Source organism: Paenibacillus sp. DMB5 (genome assembly GCF_001517085.1).
Classification (GTDB): domain Bacteria; phylum Bacillota; class Bacilli; order Paenibacillales; family Paenibacillaceae; genus Paenibacillus_AQ.
Genome location: NZ_LRAC01000154.1, coordinates 1 through 16,299, shown reverse-complemented (window position 1 = coordinate 16,299; position 16,299 = coordinate 1). Strand labels below are relative to the sequence as shown.

At 52.6% G+C, this 16,299-nt stretch carries 18 protein-coding genes and 1 other annotated feature; all 18 genes read left to right on the top strand.

Going from position 1 to position 16,299, the window contains the following annotated elements:
• The first annotated feature begins 75 nt into the window (after positions 1–75).
• On the top strand, positions 76–735 hold the full coding sequence (locus tag AWJ19_RS27700; RefSeq protein WP_068728426.1) for a septum site-determining protein MinC: 660 nt from the start codon (positions 76–78) through the stop codon (positions 733–735).
• Positions 736–740: 5 nt separating this feature from the next.
• Positions 741–1,535, top strand: a complete 795-nt coding sequence (gene minD, locus AWJ19_RS27695; protein WP_068728425.1) for a septum site-determining protein MinD — start codon at positions 741–743, stop codon at positions 1,533–1,535.
• Positions 1,536–1,756: 221 nt separating this feature from the next.
• The gene (locus AWJ19_RS27690; protein ID WP_068728424.1) at positions 1,757–2,608 is read left to right on the top strand and encodes a M23 family metallopeptidase; all 852 of its coding nucleotides are present in this window, start codon (positions 1,757–1,759) and stop codon (positions 2,606–2,608) included.
• Positions 2,601–3,443, top strand: coding sequence for a M50 family metallopeptidase (locus AWJ19_RS27685; protein ID WP_068728423.1), 843 nt, complete (start codon positions 2,601–2,603; stop codon positions 3,441–3,443). The genes AWJ19_RS27690 and AWJ19_RS27685 overlap by 8 nt, the downstream gene beginning before the upstream one ends.
• A 62-nt stretch (positions 3,444–3,505) precedes the next feature.
• The gene (locus AWJ19_RS27680) at positions 3,506–4,747 is read left to right on the top strand and encodes an Rne/Rng family ribonuclease (protein WP_068728422.1); all 1,242 of its coding nucleotides are present in this window, start codon (positions 3,506–3,508) and stop codon (positions 4,745–4,747) included.
• A gap of 81 nt (positions 4,748–4,828) precedes the next feature.
• Positions 4,829–4,914 (top strand) — a sequence feature (ribosomal protein L21 leader region).
• A 14-nt stretch (positions 4,915–4,928) separates the two neighbouring features.
• Positions 4,929–5,240: a 50S ribosomal protein L21 gene (rplU, locus tag AWJ19_RS27675; protein WP_019908991.1), complete on the top strand. Its 312-nt coding sequence runs from the start codon at positions 4,929–4,931 to the stop codon at positions 5,238–5,240.
• A 12-nt stretch (positions 5,241–5,252) separates the two neighbouring features.
• Entirely contained in the window at positions 5,253–5,588 is a 336-nt protein-coding gene (locus AWJ19_RS27670) for a ribosomal-processing cysteine protease Prp (protein WP_068728421.1), read from the top strand.
• An 18-nt stretch (positions 5,589–5,606) separates the two neighbouring features.
• Positions 5,607–5,918, top strand: coding sequence for a 50S ribosomal protein L27 (rpmA, locus tag AWJ19_RS27665; protein WP_039876443.1), 312 nt, complete (start codon positions 5,607–5,609; stop codon positions 5,916–5,918).
• Between the two features lie 215 nt (positions 5,919–6,133).
• Positions 6,134–6,874, top strand: coding sequence for a Spo0B domain-containing protein (locus tag AWJ19_RS27660; RefSeq protein WP_068728420.1), 741 nt, complete (start codon positions 6,134–6,136; stop codon positions 6,872–6,874).
• A 15-nt stretch (positions 6,875–6,889) separates the two neighbouring features.
• Positions 6,890–8,200 carry a GTPase ObgE gene (gene obgE, locus AWJ19_RS27655; protein WP_068728419.1) on the top strand — a complete coding sequence of 437 codons (1,311 nt, stop codon included), beginning with the start codon at positions 6,890–6,892 and terminating at the stop codon, positions 8,198–8,200.
• Between the two features lie 230 nt (positions 8,201–8,430).
• A complete protein-coding gene (locus tag AWJ19_RS27650) occupies positions 8,431–8,760 on the top strand; it encodes a hypothetical protein (protein WP_068728418.1) in 330 nt (109 codons plus the stop codon).
• A complete protein-coding gene (locus AWJ19_RS27645; protein ID WP_068728417.1) occupies positions 8,751–9,179 on the top strand; it encodes a hypothetical protein in 429 nt (142 codons plus the stop codon). The genes AWJ19_RS27650 and AWJ19_RS27645 overlap by 10 nt, the downstream gene beginning before the upstream one ends.
• Before the next feature lie 184 nt (positions 9,180–9,363).
• Positions 9,364–9,801 carry an ACT domain-containing protein gene (locus tag AWJ19_RS27640; protein WP_039876434.1) on the top strand — a complete coding sequence of 146 codons (438 nt, stop codon included), beginning with the start codon at positions 9,364–9,366 and terminating at the stop codon, positions 9,799–9,801.
• A gap of 165 nt (positions 9,802–9,966) precedes the next feature.
• The gene (locus AWJ19_RS27635) at positions 9,967–11,253 is read left to right on the top strand and encodes a homoserine dehydrogenase (RefSeq protein WP_068728416.1); all 1,287 of its coding nucleotides are present in this window, start codon (positions 9,967–9,969) and stop codon (positions 11,251–11,253) included.
• Positions 11,254–11,288: 35 nt separating this feature from the next.
• A complete protein-coding gene (gene thrB / locus AWJ19_RS27630; protein WP_068728415.1) occupies positions 11,289–12,269 on the top strand; it encodes a homoserine kinase in 981 nt (326 codons plus the stop codon).
• Positions 12,266–13,153, top strand: coding sequence for a prephenate dehydratase (pheA, locus tag AWJ19_RS27625; protein WP_068728414.1), 888 nt, complete (start codon positions 12,266–12,268; stop codon positions 13,151–13,153). Before thrB ends, pheA begins: the two co-directional genes overlap by 4 nt.
• A 4-nt stretch (positions 13,154–13,157) precedes the next feature.
• A complete protein-coding gene (gene ilvE, locus AWJ19_RS27620) occupies positions 13,158–14,039 on the top strand; it encodes a branched-chain-amino-acid transaminase (RefSeq protein WP_068728413.1) in 882 nt (293 codons plus the stop codon).
• A 328-nt stretch (positions 14,040–14,367) separates the two neighbouring features.
• A complete protein-coding gene (locus AWJ19_RS27615; RefSeq protein ID WP_068728412.1) occupies positions 14,368–15,933 on the top strand; it encodes a LysM peptidoglycan-binding domain-containing protein in 1,566 nt (521 codons plus the stop codon).
• The last annotated feature ends 366 nt before the right edge of the window (positions 15,934–16,299 follow it).

Sequence of the window (16,299 nt, the reverse complement as noted above, 5' to 3'; positions counted from 1 at the left end):
CTCTGCATTTTCTTTCAGGCAAAGCAGGAATTTACCTGATCCGGAACGAATGAATGAGGATGGGGGGACAGGCTTATGACAGTAAAATCCAAGCACGTGAGGATTAAGGGCATCAAGGACGGCCTGGTATTCCTGCTAGACGACAAGTGTCCCTTTGAAGATCTCTTAAGCGAGCTGCGTTACAAGCTGGAGCACAGCCATCAGAATATTCTAACCGGACCGATTGTGCACGTGGACGTTAAACTGGGCAGCCGTCCCGTTACTGAGGAAGACAAGGCAGCTGTGCTGGAGATTCTTAAAGGACAAGGCAACCTGCTGATCCGGTCCATAGATGCGGTTGTTGAATCCGCCCAAACCGATCAGGACGCCCTGTTCATTATGAGCGGGATCATCCGTTCCGGCCAGGTGGTTCATCATGTCGGCAATCTGTTGTATCTGGGTGATGTCAATCCGGGAGGGACGGTTACCTGCACAGGTGATATCTATGTCCTCGGAGCGCTCAGGGGCGTCGCTCATGCCGGTGTGGACGGAAATCAGGAGGCGATAATCGCCGCTTCTTTATTAACCCCGACCCAACTGCGGATTGCCGATTGTATCAGCCGGCCTCCGGATGAATGGGGAGCCCGGGAGAGCAGTATGGAATTTGCCTATTTGTCCAGTGGTGCTATGCAAATCGACAAAATTCATAATATAGTCAAAGTACGTCAGGGTTTAAATGTGTTTAAAGGGGTGTAGCCTCCATGGGAGAAGCGATTGTCGTAACCTCGGGCAAAGGCGGTGTTGGCAAAACAACCACAACGGCCAATATTGGAACCGCGCTTGCACTGCAGGGCAAAAAAGTATGTCTGGTTGATACGGATATCGGACTGCGGAATCTGGATGTGGTTATGGGGCTGGAAAACCGGATCATCTATGATCTTGTTGATGTGGCGGAAGGGCGCTGCCGCCTGAATCAGGCGCTGGTCAAGGATAAACGTTTTGATGAGCTGTACATGCTTCCGGCTGCCCAGACAAAGGATAAGACGTCTGTTACTCCGGAGCAGGTCAGGGACATCATTCTGGAGCTAAAAAAGGAGTACGAATACGTACTGATCGATTGTCCGGCCGGGATTGAGCACGGTTTCCGCAATGCTATAGCCGGTGCCGACAAAGCTATTGTGGTCACAACTCCGGAGCATGCAGCTGTGAGAGACGCAGACCGGATCATCGGGCTGCTGGAGCAATCCAGTGTGGAGTCACCGAAGCTTGTAGTTAACCGCATCCGCCCCGGGCTGGTCAAAACCGGGGACATGCTTGATATTGAAGATATTTTGCAGGTGCTTAATATTGACCTGATCGGAATCGTTCCTGACGATGAGCTGGTCATTAAGGCGGCCAATAACGGTGAGCCTACGGTCATGAATCCAGACTCGTCTGCCGCCATTGCCTACCGCAATATTGCCCGCCGGATTCTCGGCGATGCCGTGCCGCTGATGCAGCTGGACCGGAAGATGGGCGCATTCAAGAAGTTCAAGAAATTTTTCGGCATGGGCTAATCCTAATTCAGCAATCATACAAAGGCATACAATCCCGCCGCAGGGCATACTGCAGCGGGATTTTTGCCGTGCGGAGAGACATAGCGGCGCTTGTACCCGTAGCGGTATCATAACGGTCTTCCCTTTTCCGGTATTGTGTATGCTGCCGCGGAGGGCTTGTTCTAAACAGGCTCCGGGCTCTCATAAACTAGCAATAAAACAAGCCCGCCGGAGGGATCAATATGGAACAGGGATCAGGGATCAAAGGACGGCGCAAGGAGCGCATCCGCAGTCTGCTGGATGATCAGCGGGAAGCTGCACCGCTTCCGCTGTATACGCTGGAGGAGGACGCACCCAGCTTCAAGGAATGGGGCAAGCACCATGACGGGAGGGAACCCGGCTATGAGCCGGACCCTGAGGTCCTGTGGAAGCAGAACCGCGGAGGATGGAAGGACGAAGGGGGCGACGGCGGCAGGCCGCGTTTCACCGCCGGGCTTATCCGCAGAACTGTAGCGAGTGTACTTGTGTTCGGGGCAGTATGGGGCATTTTCCTCGCAAGAGAGCCTTGGGCTGTCAAAGCGCAGGCATTTATTACAGATGCGCTGAGCAACGATATGGATTTTGCAGCTGCCCAGGTATGGTACGAAACGCATTTTAACGGTGCGCCATCGTTTATTCCGATCTTTGGAGAGGATGAGGTTCCGGCCGAAAAGGTCAGTACCGCGCATACCCTGAGTGCCCCGCTGACAGGCAGTATCCTGCGTTCTTTTGCAGACACCCTGTACGGTGTAGAAATTATGCCAGAGTCCGATTCAAGCGGCAATGTCACGGTGAAAAGTGTAGATACGGGACGGGTTCTATCCGTGTCCAAGGAGGCGCAGGGAGGCATCCGGATCGTTATCCGCCACACAGGAAGCCTTACGGCAGAATACGGGCATTTAAGCGGAACCAGACTATCGGCGGATGACTGGGTGGAGAGCGGAGATACCATCGGCTGGATGCAGGAGACGGAGAGCGGGGCACCTCTGCTTTTTTTCGCGGTTATGAAAGACAAGACTTATATTGATCCCGCCGAAGTGGTATCGTTTGATTAGGATATTTGGAATCCAGCTGTCGCTGCATCCGCTGTTTGTGCTGGTTATGCTTCTTTCAGTTATCACCGGACAGTTTCTGGAACTGGTAACGTTATTTATGATTGTATTTATTCACGAAATGGGACATGTGTGTGCCGCTCTGCTGAACGGGATTACGGTGAAGTCAGTCCAGCTGCTGCCCTTCGGCGGGGTAGCTGTCATTGAGGATCATGGACGGCTGAACGCCGGCCGCGAGATTGCCATAGCGCTTGCCGGACCGCTGCAGAACGGAATCATGATTCTGATTGCACTCCTCCTGCAGCAGCTGGGGGGCGGAAGCAGTGCCTTTCTTGCCTACTTTATCCAGGCCAACGCTATTATTGCGCTGTTCAACCTTCTGCCGGTACTGCCGCTGGATGGGGGCAAGATCGTACAAGCTGCGCTGAGTACGCTCGTGCCTTATTACTATACCCTGCTCTGGAGCGGAAGAGTGAGCATTGCAGCAAGCGGGCTTGTCATCAGTTATGCGCTGCTGCCCCTGACAGCAGGGGCCGGACTGCGGCTTAATCTGCTTATGATCGGAGCGTTTCTGCTCTATTCCAATATTACGGACCAGCGTAATCTGCCCTACCGCTTTCTGGCTTTTCTGATGAACAGGGAGGCTGCCTATGAGCGGTATTTAAGTCTCGGCAGTACGGCTCGTCCGATTGTTGCCTTTTCCGCGAAACCTTTAGATGATATATTGCGTCTATTTAAACGTAACCAGTATCATTTTATCTATGTGATGAATGAGGATAACAATGTGGTAGCCGTTGTACCGGAGCAGCGCCTGATCTCCTCCTATTTCGGGAGGTAGAGCATGGCTTAGCGCTGCACAGCGGATGGCGACGAATGAAGATCTAGACCAGAGGTGAAGCCATGAAACAAATGATCGTTCACTGCACGCAGCATGTTACCCGGATGGCTCTTCTGGAAAACGGGCGGCTCGTGGAGTATGCGGCTGAACGCGATCAGCAGCAAGGGCTGGTCGGCAGTTATTACAAGGGCCGGGTTATGAATGTTCTGCCAGGCATGCAGGCTGCTTTTGTCGATATCGGACAGAAGAAAAATGCCTTTCTATATGTAGATGATGTGCTCCATCCCCACCTGGAAAAGCAGCCGCAGGTGAAGCCCTCTATTGATACCCTGCTGCAGCCCGGCCAGGAGATCATCGTCCAGGTTCGCAAAGAGCCGCGGGGGGGCAAGGGGGCGCGGGTAACTACCCATTATACACTGCCGGGACGCTGGATGGTGTACATGCCCTTTGCCGAATATGTCGGAGTATCCAAAAAAATCAGCCGCGAATCAGAGCGCAACCGGCTGAAAGCGATCGGCGAGCGGCTGCGGCGGCGGGAAGAGGGACTGATCATGCGTACCGTATCGGAGGATGAGCAGGCGGATGCGGTCGAAGGTGATCTGTCCTTCCTGCGCGCGCAGTGGGAGATGATTGTCCGCCGGGCTGAGGAAGCAGCTGCACCTGCCCTTTTGCACTCGGATCTCAGCATTGTGCAGAGGTTCATCCGCGATGCCTTTAACCCGCAGCGGGATGAGCTGATGATTGACTCGCCCAAGGCGGTGCGGGAAGCGGAGGCTTTTCTGGCAGAGATGGCCCCTGACGGGTATAAACCGGTCGGCCTCTACCGCGGGCAGGAGTCGATCTTCACTGCCTACGGCGTTCAGGAGCAGCTGCTGAAGAGCTTCAGCCGCAAAATCATCCTCGAAGGCGGAGGCACGCTAATCTGGGATGAAACCGAAGCACTGACGGTTATTGATGTTAATACAGCACAGTACACAGGCGGCTCAACACTGGAAGAGACTGTGACGCAGACAAATCTGCTTGCGGCAGAGGAAATCGGCCGGCTGATCCGGCTGCGTGATACCGGGGGCATCATCATCGTTGATTTTATTGATATGGAACTGGATGAGCACCGCCGTCAGGTGCTGGAGCGGCTGGAGCGGGTGATCTGCAATGATCGTACCAAAACGCATATTCTTGGCTGGACGCATCTTGGCCTGCTGGAAATGACCCGCAAAAAGGCGAGGCATGACGCAGCAAGCTTTGCGCCCGTTATCTGCCAGTGCTGCGGCGGGACAGGCAAGGTTGGCGCCTGGCTGGAATAAAGGAAATTCAGCTTGTATTATTGACTCTATTAAATAAGTATGATAATATCTTCAAGTATGTGTTTGGTTATCTTATTCCTGCACATGCTGTAACCGCTCCGATCGGGTACATAAGCGCAGTTCCTCCGGGAATCTGCCACCTAGACTAGGCGAGTCTGAGACATGAGGAGGTGCAAGTACAATGTATGCAATTATCGAAACTGGCGGTAAACAATACAGAGTCCAAGAGGGCGATGTTCTGTTCATCGAGAAGCTGGAAGCTGAAGACGGCGCAAGCGTAACGTTTGACCGTGTATTGGCTGTTTCCAACGAAGGCGGTCTGACTGCAGGAACTCCGCTCGTAAGCGGCGCGTCTGTAACAGCTAAGGTCGAGAAACACGGTAAGGGTCAGAAGGTTGTAGTTTACAAATACAAACCGAAGAAGAACTACCACAAGAAACAAGGCCATCGTCAACCGTACACTAAAGTAACTATCGAGAAGATTCAGGCGTAAGAAGGTGCGTTAATGATTAACGTGCGGATTACACGGGCTTCAGACATGGGTGCTGTTATCGGTTTTGAGGTGGAAGGGCATGCAGGTTATGCCAAACGCGGTGAAGATATTGTGTGCGCCGGAGTATCTGCTGTTACAGTGGGTACGGTGAACTCGATTGAGAGCCTGACCGGAATTTCCATGGATACGTCCATGAAGAACGGCTTTTTAAGCGGAACCCTGGGTTCTGTTGAAGATGCCGAAACCTCCGCGAAAGTTCAACTGCTGCTGGAATCCATGGTCTTAATGCTCAGTGATATCGCAGAATCATACGGGAAGTATATTAAGATACAGCAAGTTATCATTTAAAGAAGGAGGTTGACCAACATGTTGAAATTGGATCTTCAGTTATTCGCATCCAAAAAAGGGGTAGGTTCCACAAAGAACGGACGTGACTCCCACTCCAAGCGTCTTGGCGTGAAACGTGCTGACGGTCAGGCAGTTACCGGCGGTAACATCCTGGTTCGTCAACGCGGAACCAAGATTCACCCGGGCACTAACGTAGGCATCGGTAAAGATGATACGCTGTTCGCTCTGGTTGATGGCGTAGTGAAGTTCGAACGTTGGGGACGCGATCGCAAAAAAGTGAGCGTGTACCCGGTTGATGTCGCTCCGGTAGCAGCGGCAGTGGAAGCGTAAGCTTTCCGAACCATATTTGCATGAGAAGCCTCCGGCATGAGTGCCGGGGGTTTTTTTGATAAGTGAGACGGCGGATCAGAGGGTTCACTGAAACTGTCTGAATGCTGGTGATTGCACAGGATGCGTGTGTTATACTGGAAAATGGTAAAAGCGCCTTAGGGCGGGCTAGACTAAATTTGGCATGAATTTTGCGAACTGAGGGACGGGGAGAAAGAATGAAATCCTGGAAAGGTATTGTCTGGGCAGTCATGTTATCCGTAACGCTTCCTTTGGGCCTTCTGTATTGGCACACCACCCTTTTCACATGCCTGCTGCTCGCGGTATGGGTAGCTGCAGTGCTTGCTTTCAGCTTTTTTTACAACCGGCGTCATTTTGAAGAGGAACTGCGTATACAGGAGAAGACTCTGCAGCAGGCGGCGAACCGGACACTGAATCATCATCGTCATGACTGGATGAATGATCTGCAAGTGCTGTATGGATATATTCAGCTGAACAAGCCTGATAAATCCGTACAATGTGTGGAAAGAATAAAGGAACGAATCGCACTGGACAGCCGGATCGCCAAGCTTGGCATTCCGTCACTGGTATTCTATCTGCAGTCGTTCCGCACCTTCAGCAGCAATCTGGAGCTGGAAGTACAGGTGGAGGAAGGCTTACAGCTGGAGGACAAGCTGACTCCCGGCCAGGGTGACGAGCTGACATCTGTGGTGATGCAGACGGTAAGGGCTTACCAGTACAGCGGGCTTACGTCCCAGGGCGATACGCGGATACTCCGCCTCAGCTTTACACAAGACAAGGGAGATATTCTTATCTCATTCGAAGGCAAGGGTGAGCATGGTAACCCTGAGCTGCTGCAGGAGCAAATTTATAATATAGTGCAAGGCAAAATCATGAAGGCGGAGCAGTGGAGGCCAAGCGAGGCTTACGTAGAGCTGCGGGTGCCGCTGGAGATGTAAGGAAGGTGAATATTCATGTTCGTAGATAAGGCTAAGATTTATGTTAAAGGCGGCGACGGCGGCGACGGTCTCGTGGCCTTCCGCCGTGAAAAGTACGTGCCGGAAGGCGGGCCGGCAGGCGGTGACGGCGGTCGAGGCGGCGATGTGATTTTCCGTGTGGATGAAGGGCTGCGGACACTGATGGATTTCCGTTATCAGCGCCATTTTAAAGCTGACCGCGGAGTAAAGGGCCGTAACAAGAGCCAGCACGGGGCAAATGCCGAGCATATGATCGTGCGAATTCCTCCGGGAACTATACTGATTGATGATGATACCCAGGAAGTCATTGCCGACATGACCCGTCATGGACAGCAGGTGGTTGTAGCAAAAGGCGGACGGGGCGGACGCGGGAATATCCGGTTTGCCACTGCAAATAATCCTGCACCTGAACTTGCCGAGAACGGGGAAGAAGGCCAGGAACGTTATATTGTGATGGAACTGAAGGTCATGGCAGATGTGGGCCTGGTAGGCTTTCCAAGTGTAGGCAAATCCACTCTGCTGTCGGTAGTCTCTGCAGCGCAGCCGAAGATTGGTGCGTATCACTTTACTACGATTACCCCGAACCTGGGTGTGGTTGCAGCTGGTGACGGCCGCAGCTTCGTTATGGCGGACCTGCCCGGTCTGATTGAGGGAGCCAGTGAGGGTGTAGGCCTTGGACATGAGTTCCTGCGCCATGTTGAGCGTACGCGGATCATCATTCATGTAGTGGATATGTCCGGCTCCGAAGGGCGCGATCCGTTCGAGGACTGGGTGCTGATCAACGATGAGCTGAAGCAGTATAATGCCAATCTGCTCGACCGTCCGCAGATCGTGGCAGCGAACAAGATGGATATGCCGGAATCTGAGGAGAATCTGATTGCCTTCCGGGAACGGATTGCTGAAATTCGTCCTGACCTCGAAATTATGCCGATCTCCTCGCTGACCCGCCAGGGGATTCAGGAGCTGCTCTACCGTGCAGCGGATCTTCTGGACAGCATTCCGGTTGCTCCGGTGGTTGAAGAGGTTGCCGAGACAGTGGAACGCAAGGTGTACAAGCTGGAAGCCGAAGCGGATGACAGCTTCACTATTACGCGTGATAACGAGGCCTTCGTTGTCAGCAGCCCGCGTATTGAGAAGATGCTCAAACGCATGCAGCTGAGCACGCATGATGCGATTCTGAAGCTGGCCCGTACTCTGCGTCATATGGGAGTCGATGCCGAGCTGCGTAAGCGCGGAGCTGTGGAAGGAACGATCGTCCGCATCGGCGATTTCGAATTCGAATTTGTTGAGAACAGCAGCTACTACTAAAAATGCTTATGCCCGCCGGCAGGCAGTCATAGAACGCCGGCAGTGCCTTCTCCTAGCGGAGAGCACTGCGGCGTTTTTTTATCATGTAGGGCACATCCAAACCGGCAGCAGATCGTATACAATGGGAGATGGAAGGCGCGATTTCCTATATAAGCCGGATGGCCTGAACTGAAGCCAGGACAGAAGTTCAGCTGCAGGTGTGGCAGAAGGACCGGTTAAAGGAGGACATTATGCAAAAGAACAGGAGCTATGCCGGAAACAGTAGTCTAATCTATGCAGCAGCGGTAATTCTGACAGTCGCCTTCTTTATCATCCTTGGGCTGCCCGGACTGCAGCCCCGCTCTTTCGTCAGCATGCTGGCTATGCTGTCTGCGGAAAGTGTGGTCTTCGGCTTTACCGTATGCCGGCTGCGCACGCCCAGAGGTAACCGGAATCCCTCTCTGGGGCTGAATGCCGGCGCCTGGATTACTGCCGCTTATGCGGCCGCTGTTATGATTGCGGCGGCGCTGCTCGACTGGGGCCTGCAGCTCCAGGCGCGGCTTATGCGGCAGTGCAGCTGACGCTGCTGCTGGTTAGTGCTGCTGCCCTGCTCGCGGTGACAGGCCTATACAGCCGCAATGCCGCTGCAGGGGGACGCCGGACTGACGATGCCGCCAGTGCCCACACACAGCACCAGGCCGAGCTGAGGGACATCCGGGAGCTGGCCGGAAGCTGGAGGCATCCCGGGGCGCAGTGGCTTGCGGAGCTTGTCGCCGGGCTGGAGGAGCAGTTCCGGTATAGCGACCCGCACTCCAGGCCGGATCTGTATGATACCGAAGAAATGCTTACCCGGCAGATTTCTTTGCTGCATGATCAGGTGGCGCTTCTGCTGACGCTCAGGGACCCGGGCAGCGGCTGGGAAGGGGCGGCCGGTGAACTGGCGGACAGCATAGCCGGTACGCTCCTGCGGCGGAACAGGGAGCTTGCGGCGTTAAAGTAGGAGGCAGCGTACTGCACCGCCTGGACGTTGTATTAGCCGCATGTTATCTTTTTATACAATCTGATTTTGCATTTGAACGGGGATGGCACCGGCTGTACCCGGTGAAAACCTATTGCTTTTTTCAGAGCTTTTCAAGTATAATGTCCACTATGAAAACACAAAAGTCTTTGGGGTGAGGACGTTCGTGAAAGAGCGCTATTATTTGGTCCGCGAGGACATTTTGCCTGACGCTGTGCTGAAGACCATGCAGGTCAAACAGCTGCTGGAAGCAGGAGACGCCAAGACGGTACATGAAGGTGTGGAGCAGGTTGGACTTAGCCGCAGCGCTTTTTATAAATATAAAGACGGCATTCATCTAATCCACCAGCTGGAGCGGGAACGGATCGTAACTATTTCACTTGATCTGGAGCATGAATCGGGTATGCTGTCCAAGGTGCTTGGCTGTGTGGCGGTTCACGGGGCAAATGTGCTGACAATCAATCAGAGTATTCCGCTGCAGGGACGGGCGAACGTAGTGATCTCTGTAGAGATTTCACATATGAATCAGGAGCTGGGCGATATGCTGGACGGTCTGCGGGAAATATCCGGTGTGAAACGGGCTGTGATCATAGGTCAGGGGTAGCAGTATAGCTTCATAAAACTAAGCGGATGCTTACGAAGCAAGTTTTATTGCGTAGAAATTCAGGGGAGTATAGCTTCATAAAACTAAGCGGATGCTTACGAAGCAAGTTTTATTGCGTAGAAATTCAGAGGAGTATAGCTTCATAAAACTTTTAGGAGGAACCACATGAAGCCGGTTAAAGTTGGATTATTGGGCCTTGGCACGGTCGGTGCAGGTGTTGTCCGTATCGTGGAAGGAAATCAGGAGGACCTGAGCAGTCAGGTGGGTTCCCCGATCGTTATTGAACGTATAGCTGTAAAAAATGTCGATAAGCCGCGGGACATCGAAGTGGATGCAGCGCTGATCACTACAGATCCTTGGGAGGTTATCCGCGACCCGGAAATTGATGTCATTGTTGAGGTAATGGGCGGCATCGCCGGCACGAAGGAATATATTCTTGAGGCGCTGGAGCTCGGCAAGCACATCGTCACCGCCAATAAAGATCTGATGGCACTCCACGGGTCGGAGATTCTGGCCAAGGCGCAGGAGAAGCAGTGTGACGTATTTTATGAGGCCAGCGTGGCCGGCGGGATTCCAATTATCCGTACGCTGATCGAGGGCTTTTCCTCTGACAAAATCAAAAAAATCATGGGGATCGTAAACGGTACAACCAATTACATACTGAGCAAAATGAGCCAGGAAGGCGCCTCGTATCACGATGTGCTGAAAGAAGCGCAGGGACTGGGCTATGCCGAGTCCGACCCGACCTCTGATGTGGAGGGCCTGGATGCAGCGCGCAAAATGGCCATTCTGGGCACGCTCGGCTTCCGCACCAATGTGGAGCTGAATGATGTCAGCGTCAGCGGGATTTCCGGCGTAAGCAAGGAGGATATTGCTTTTGCCAAACGGCTTGGCTATGATATGAAACTGCTGGGGATCGCCGAGTGTGAAGACGAGGAATTCAGCATCAGTGTCCAGCCGACGATGATCCGCACCTCCCACCCGCTCGCATCCGTGAACGGCGTGTTTAATGCGGTTTATGTATACGGGCAGGCGGTTGGAGAGACGATGTTCTACGGCGCAGGTGCCGGTGCCATGCCTACAGCGACTTCAATCGTTGCGGATCTGGTGGCGGTGATCAAGAACCTGAAGCTGGGCGTGAACGGCTTGAAGCAGATTGTGCCTTATAAGCAGAAGAAGCTGAAGAGCGACGAAGATATCTTTTACAAAAACTTTCTGCTGCTCCATGTTGATGACAAAGCGGGCGTTTTGGCCAAGATCACCCAGGTATTTGCGGAGTATGAGGTCAGTCTCGATTCCGTGGTGCAGCAGGCCAATCCGAATAATCCGGATGCGGAAATTATTATTGTAACTCATAATGCCAGCAAGGCGAGTATGAACAAGGTGCTGCGCCATCTGGAGGAGCTTCCGGTTATTCACCGGATCAAGAGCCATTACCGTGTAGAGGGATAGTACTCGCAAAAAAGACGAAGGAGATTTCACCCGCTATGAGTATGTATGGAAGGTCTAGAGTAAAAGTACCCGCCAGTACCGCCAATCTGGGGCCCGGCTTTGATACGCTGGGAATGGCTTTGTCGCTGTATGCCTGGATTGAGATGGAAGAAGCCGAAGAGACGGTGTTTCACTTTTACGGCGACCAGATGAACGGGCTTCCCTGTGATAAAAGCAATCTGCTCTACCAGGTGGCCCAGATGGTATTTACCGAAGCGGGCGTCTCTGTTCCCGAGCTGTCCATTTCGATGTATTCGGATATTCCGCTTACCCGCGGCCTTGGCAGCAGCGCATCGGCCATTGTCGGCGCGCTGGCTGCGGCCAATACGATGATCGGCTCTCCGCTGGACAACGCCAAGCTGTTCGATATGGCCTGCTCCCTCGAAAAGCATCCCGACAACGTTGGAGCCTCCCTGTTCGGAGGAATCATTACGGCTGTCTGGGACGGTGCACATGCCGACTATATCCGGATTGAGCCGCCCCGGGATATGGAGGTGCTCGTTGTAATTCCAGAGTTTGAGCTTGCTACGACCAAGGCACGGGGGGTTATTCCTGCGGAAATTACCGTCAGCGATGCTGTGTATAATATTAGCCGTACCTCGCTGCTTACAGCAGCCTTTGCGGCGGGCAGGCTTGATCTGATCGGCCGGGCGATGCTGGACCGTCTGCATCAGCCGTACCGAGCTCCACTTGTCCCCGGAATGGTGAAGCTGCTCGCAGAAGCACCGCAGCACGGGGCACTTGGTATTGCGCTTAGCGGAGCAGGCCCGACCCTGCTCTGTCTGGTGGACGCTGGCAGCAGTCAGAAGCAGGATCTGGAGCTGTTCCTGAAGGAGACGATGGCGGAGCACGGGATTCCGGCGCTCACCCGCTGGCTGTCTCCGTGTACGGACGGCGTAAAGGCAGAGCTGCTGGAAAGAAACGGGATGCAAAACGGCTCATTTTTGGATATGATAAAAGGAGAAGTACTGTCATGAAATCAATAGCGGTATTGCCGCAGGGTACGGTATCCCACGAAGCGCTGCTGCATTTATTTGGTGACGAGCCGGTCAGCATTGTGCATCACAAGCTGATATCCGATGTCTTTCTTTCGACGGCAGGCGGCACTACGGATTACAGTGTGATCCCGATTGAGAATACGATTGACGGTTCGGTAAGCCTGCATATTGACTGGCTCATCAATGAAGTCAATTTGCCTATGCAGGCGGAATGGATCTTTCCGTCTATTCAGAATCTGATCGGCCATCCTGGAGAATTCAAGAATAGCAGCGGCGAAAAGGACTATTCCGGAATGGTGAAGATCCTCTCTCATCCTGTCGCTATGGCGCAGTGCCTGCAGTTCATACGCGAGCATGCGCCGTGGGCTGAGCTGGAGTCGGTAGGAAGCACCTCCGAGGCTGTGGAGATTGTGAAGAACAATCCCGGCCGGGGCTGGGCGGCCATCGGCACTGCGCTTGGAGCCGCGACACACGGCCTGGAGATTGTCGAGCGCAAGATTACGGATCACCATAATAACTACACGCGTTTCGTTCTGGTAGGGCCGCAGAAGCTGAGCCTTCCGAAGAAGAGCTCTGGTGACAAGACAAGTATTCTTGTAACCCTGCCGGAGGATTTTCCGGGAGCTCTGCACCAGGTACTGGCCGCCTTTGCGTGGCGGCGGCTGAATTTATCACGTATTGAATCACGGCCGACGAAGAAGAAGTTGGGTACTTATTATTTTTACATTGATGTGCTGGAACCGATAGAATCGGTCCTGCTGCCGGCGGCGATCGAAGAGATCAAAGCTTTGGGCTGCCAGGTGCGGATTCTGGGCTCGTATCCCACATACACCTATGAGGAAGAGAAAGCGGAGGTGCAGTAAGTTCATGGCTGAGCAATGGATCTATCTGGATGGACAACACGTAACAAAGGAAAATGCAAAGGTATCCGTATTTGATCACGGTTTTCTTTACGGGGATGGTATTTTCGAAGGCATCCGTATTTATAACGGCAATATTTTTAAATGCAAAGAGCATCTGGACAGGCTGTATGATTCGGCCAAATCCATCATGCTGGACATTCCGCTGACTTATGATGAAATGCTGGAAGCGATGGCAGAGACGATCCGTCTGAATGAAATGCGCAACGGCTATATCCGTTTGATCGTTTCGCGCGGTGTCGGTAATCTTGGACTTGATCCGCGCCGCTGTCCTAAGGCCAGTGTAATCATTATTGTGGAGCAGCTCGCGATCTATCCGGAACAGGCTTACCTGAACGGCTTGCGTGCCGTCTCTGTATCCCAGCGCCGCAACCTTCCGGATGCGCTCAATCCGAAGATCAAGTCGCTTAACTATCTGAACAACATCCTCGTCAAAATCCAGTCCAATCTGGCGGAAGCCGACGAAGCCATCATGATGAATGCACAGGGCTATGTAACTGAGGGCTCCGGTGACAACATCTTTATCGTCAAAAGAGGAGTTGTCTACACGCCGCCTTGCTATCTGGGCGCACTGGAAGGCATCACCCGTCTGGCGATCATCGAGCTGTGTGCGAAGCTGGGTCTGCCTTTGAAGGAAGAGCCATTCACCATGCACGATGTGTATATTGCCGACGAGGTTTTCTTCACCGGAACAGCAGCCGAAGTTATCGCCGCCCGCGAAATCGACGGCCGGATTATCGGCGAAGGACATGCCGGTCCGATTACGCTGCAGCTGCTTGAAGAATTCCGTAATGCTGTGGATAAGGACGGCTATAAAGTCTGGGAGTAAGTTGTATCCGGGACTGAGCCTGCTTTAATTAGACATATAAATCCCTTCATGCAAGCGGGATAGACCTTTGTTAATAAGACAAAGGCCAGTCCCGTCTGAGCATGAAGGGATTTTTTTTGTTCCAGGGATGTCAATCGCCCATGGGCTGCATAAGATGTAGTAACGAAGGAGGCAGCTGTAACGCATATAACGATGCTCAGGGAGCAGTACCCGGGAGTGGGGACGGATGCTTCTATGAGCCGGAATTTGCAGCCGGATTAGAGAAGACATGGCTGTAAAGCTTGCAACGCGCTCCAACCATTACGCATTTTTAGGAGGTTAATGCTGCGTGAAAATACACATTGTCAAGCAAGGCGATTCGCTCTATGCGTTATCGCAAAAGTACGGAGTACCGCTGCAAAAAATCATTGAGGCTAATCCGCAGATCAGTAATCCGGATGTGCTGAACGTAGGGGAAAAAGTCAAAATTCCTTCAGCTCCGGCCTCTGTGCCGGAAACCAGTGAGCTTTTTTATAAACATACAGTCAAACAAGGGGATACCTTGTGGAAATTATCCAAAGCCTGGGGAATTACGCTCAAGGAAGTGATTGATGCCAATCCGCAGCTTAAAAATCCGAATGCGCTTTTGACAGGTGAAATTGTGAACATCCCAAAAAAATCGAATGGAGCGGCCATTCAGCCGCAATCTATCCAAGGGAATGCTACACCGGTTCCGGCCGAAGCCACATCTCCGGCAGTTGTAGATAAAACAAAGGTCGGCGGAAAAACCTATACCGGACCTATAGCAGAGCCCGCTAAGGAAACAGAGACGGCCCCGGTAGCAGAAACGGTACCTGAGCCTGTGATCAATAAAGCGCCTGAAATGAATGTGGCTCCTGAAGTAAACATAGCTCCGGAAGTAAATGTAGCTCCGGTAGTTAACAAAGCGCCTGAGCCTGCACCTGTCCAGATGGTCCATGAATCGCAAAGCCTGTATGTGCAGATTTCCGTTCCCGCCCAGGAAGCCGTGGTCTATGAGCCTAAGGAAAAGGGGAAGACAGCGGTTGAACCTGCTGTCTGGGCTCCGGCAACTAAGGAAACACATTGTGATCCGGCAGCGGGCTACCCGGGATTAAATGAAAATCCTTATATCTATGATTGCCCGACTGTATCTCCGTATTATGAGCAGGCTATGCCGGTAGCGGGCATTAATCCGGCACAGAATATGATCGAGCCGGCCATGTATATGCCAGATTGCATGATCCCGTACGGCGTGCCGTATGGCTACCCTGGCAATGTATTCCCGGCAGCTGAAGCACAGGGAGCCTGGTATCCGAATATGGCGCCTGACTATCCGGCTGCACCGTTTACCGGTGTAAGTCCGGCAACCGATTATCCGCCTTATGGAGTCCCGCAGTACGGGGGCCAGCCGGTCAATCTGCCATGGCCATCCTGCGGCTGCGGAGGCGGACCAGTAATTCAACCGTACAGCTATGACCAGCCCGTATATGGCGGCGTCTATCCTGCATTCACACCTCAGCCAGAGGGGATTTCGCCATATGGATTTATGACAGAGTCTATGCCTAATGCCGGCATTAACGCTGCAGCGCCATTAGGTGCATATGCTAGTCCGGCGATAGCCGGTATTCCAGCTTATCCGGTTTACCCGGGTATGGAGAACGCTGTGCATAACCGGGTGCCGGAGATTCTGGAACCGGAGCCTGCCGTGCAGGATCCTCAAGCATCCGCCGAACTGAAAGAGTCTGCAGCGAAAGGAAAAGCACGGAGTGGTAAGGCGGGAGGAGCGAAAGTGAAGGTCTCCGGTCATACCGATGGGAAATCGGCGAAAACAACGTCTAAACAGGGAAGTAACCGAAGCAGCAAAAAAAGCAAAAATCCATGGATTTCGAATTAACCGGGATTAGTTTAAACAGAAGCATGCGGGCTGTAGGCCTGCATGCTTTTTGATAGAAAATAAAAGCCTTGGGATAGTAGCTCTTTTGGACTAATGCAACAAATTTATAATTGGGAAATATTGTGGGTTGTCTTTATGAGACAGGCCATGGTATATTATAAATCCAGTCGCGAACAGCAAGGAATAATTGGTGATTGGGACATGCTCTGATGATGAGATTGCAAAATACTTTTTTAAAAAAAGTGTTGCATTAAATCGAAAGACATGATATATTATAAAAGTTGCTGCTGACGAGTTAATCGAAAGCGACGACGAGCTTGATCTTTGAAAACTGAACAACGAGTGAGTATCGGAAATCACTTCGGT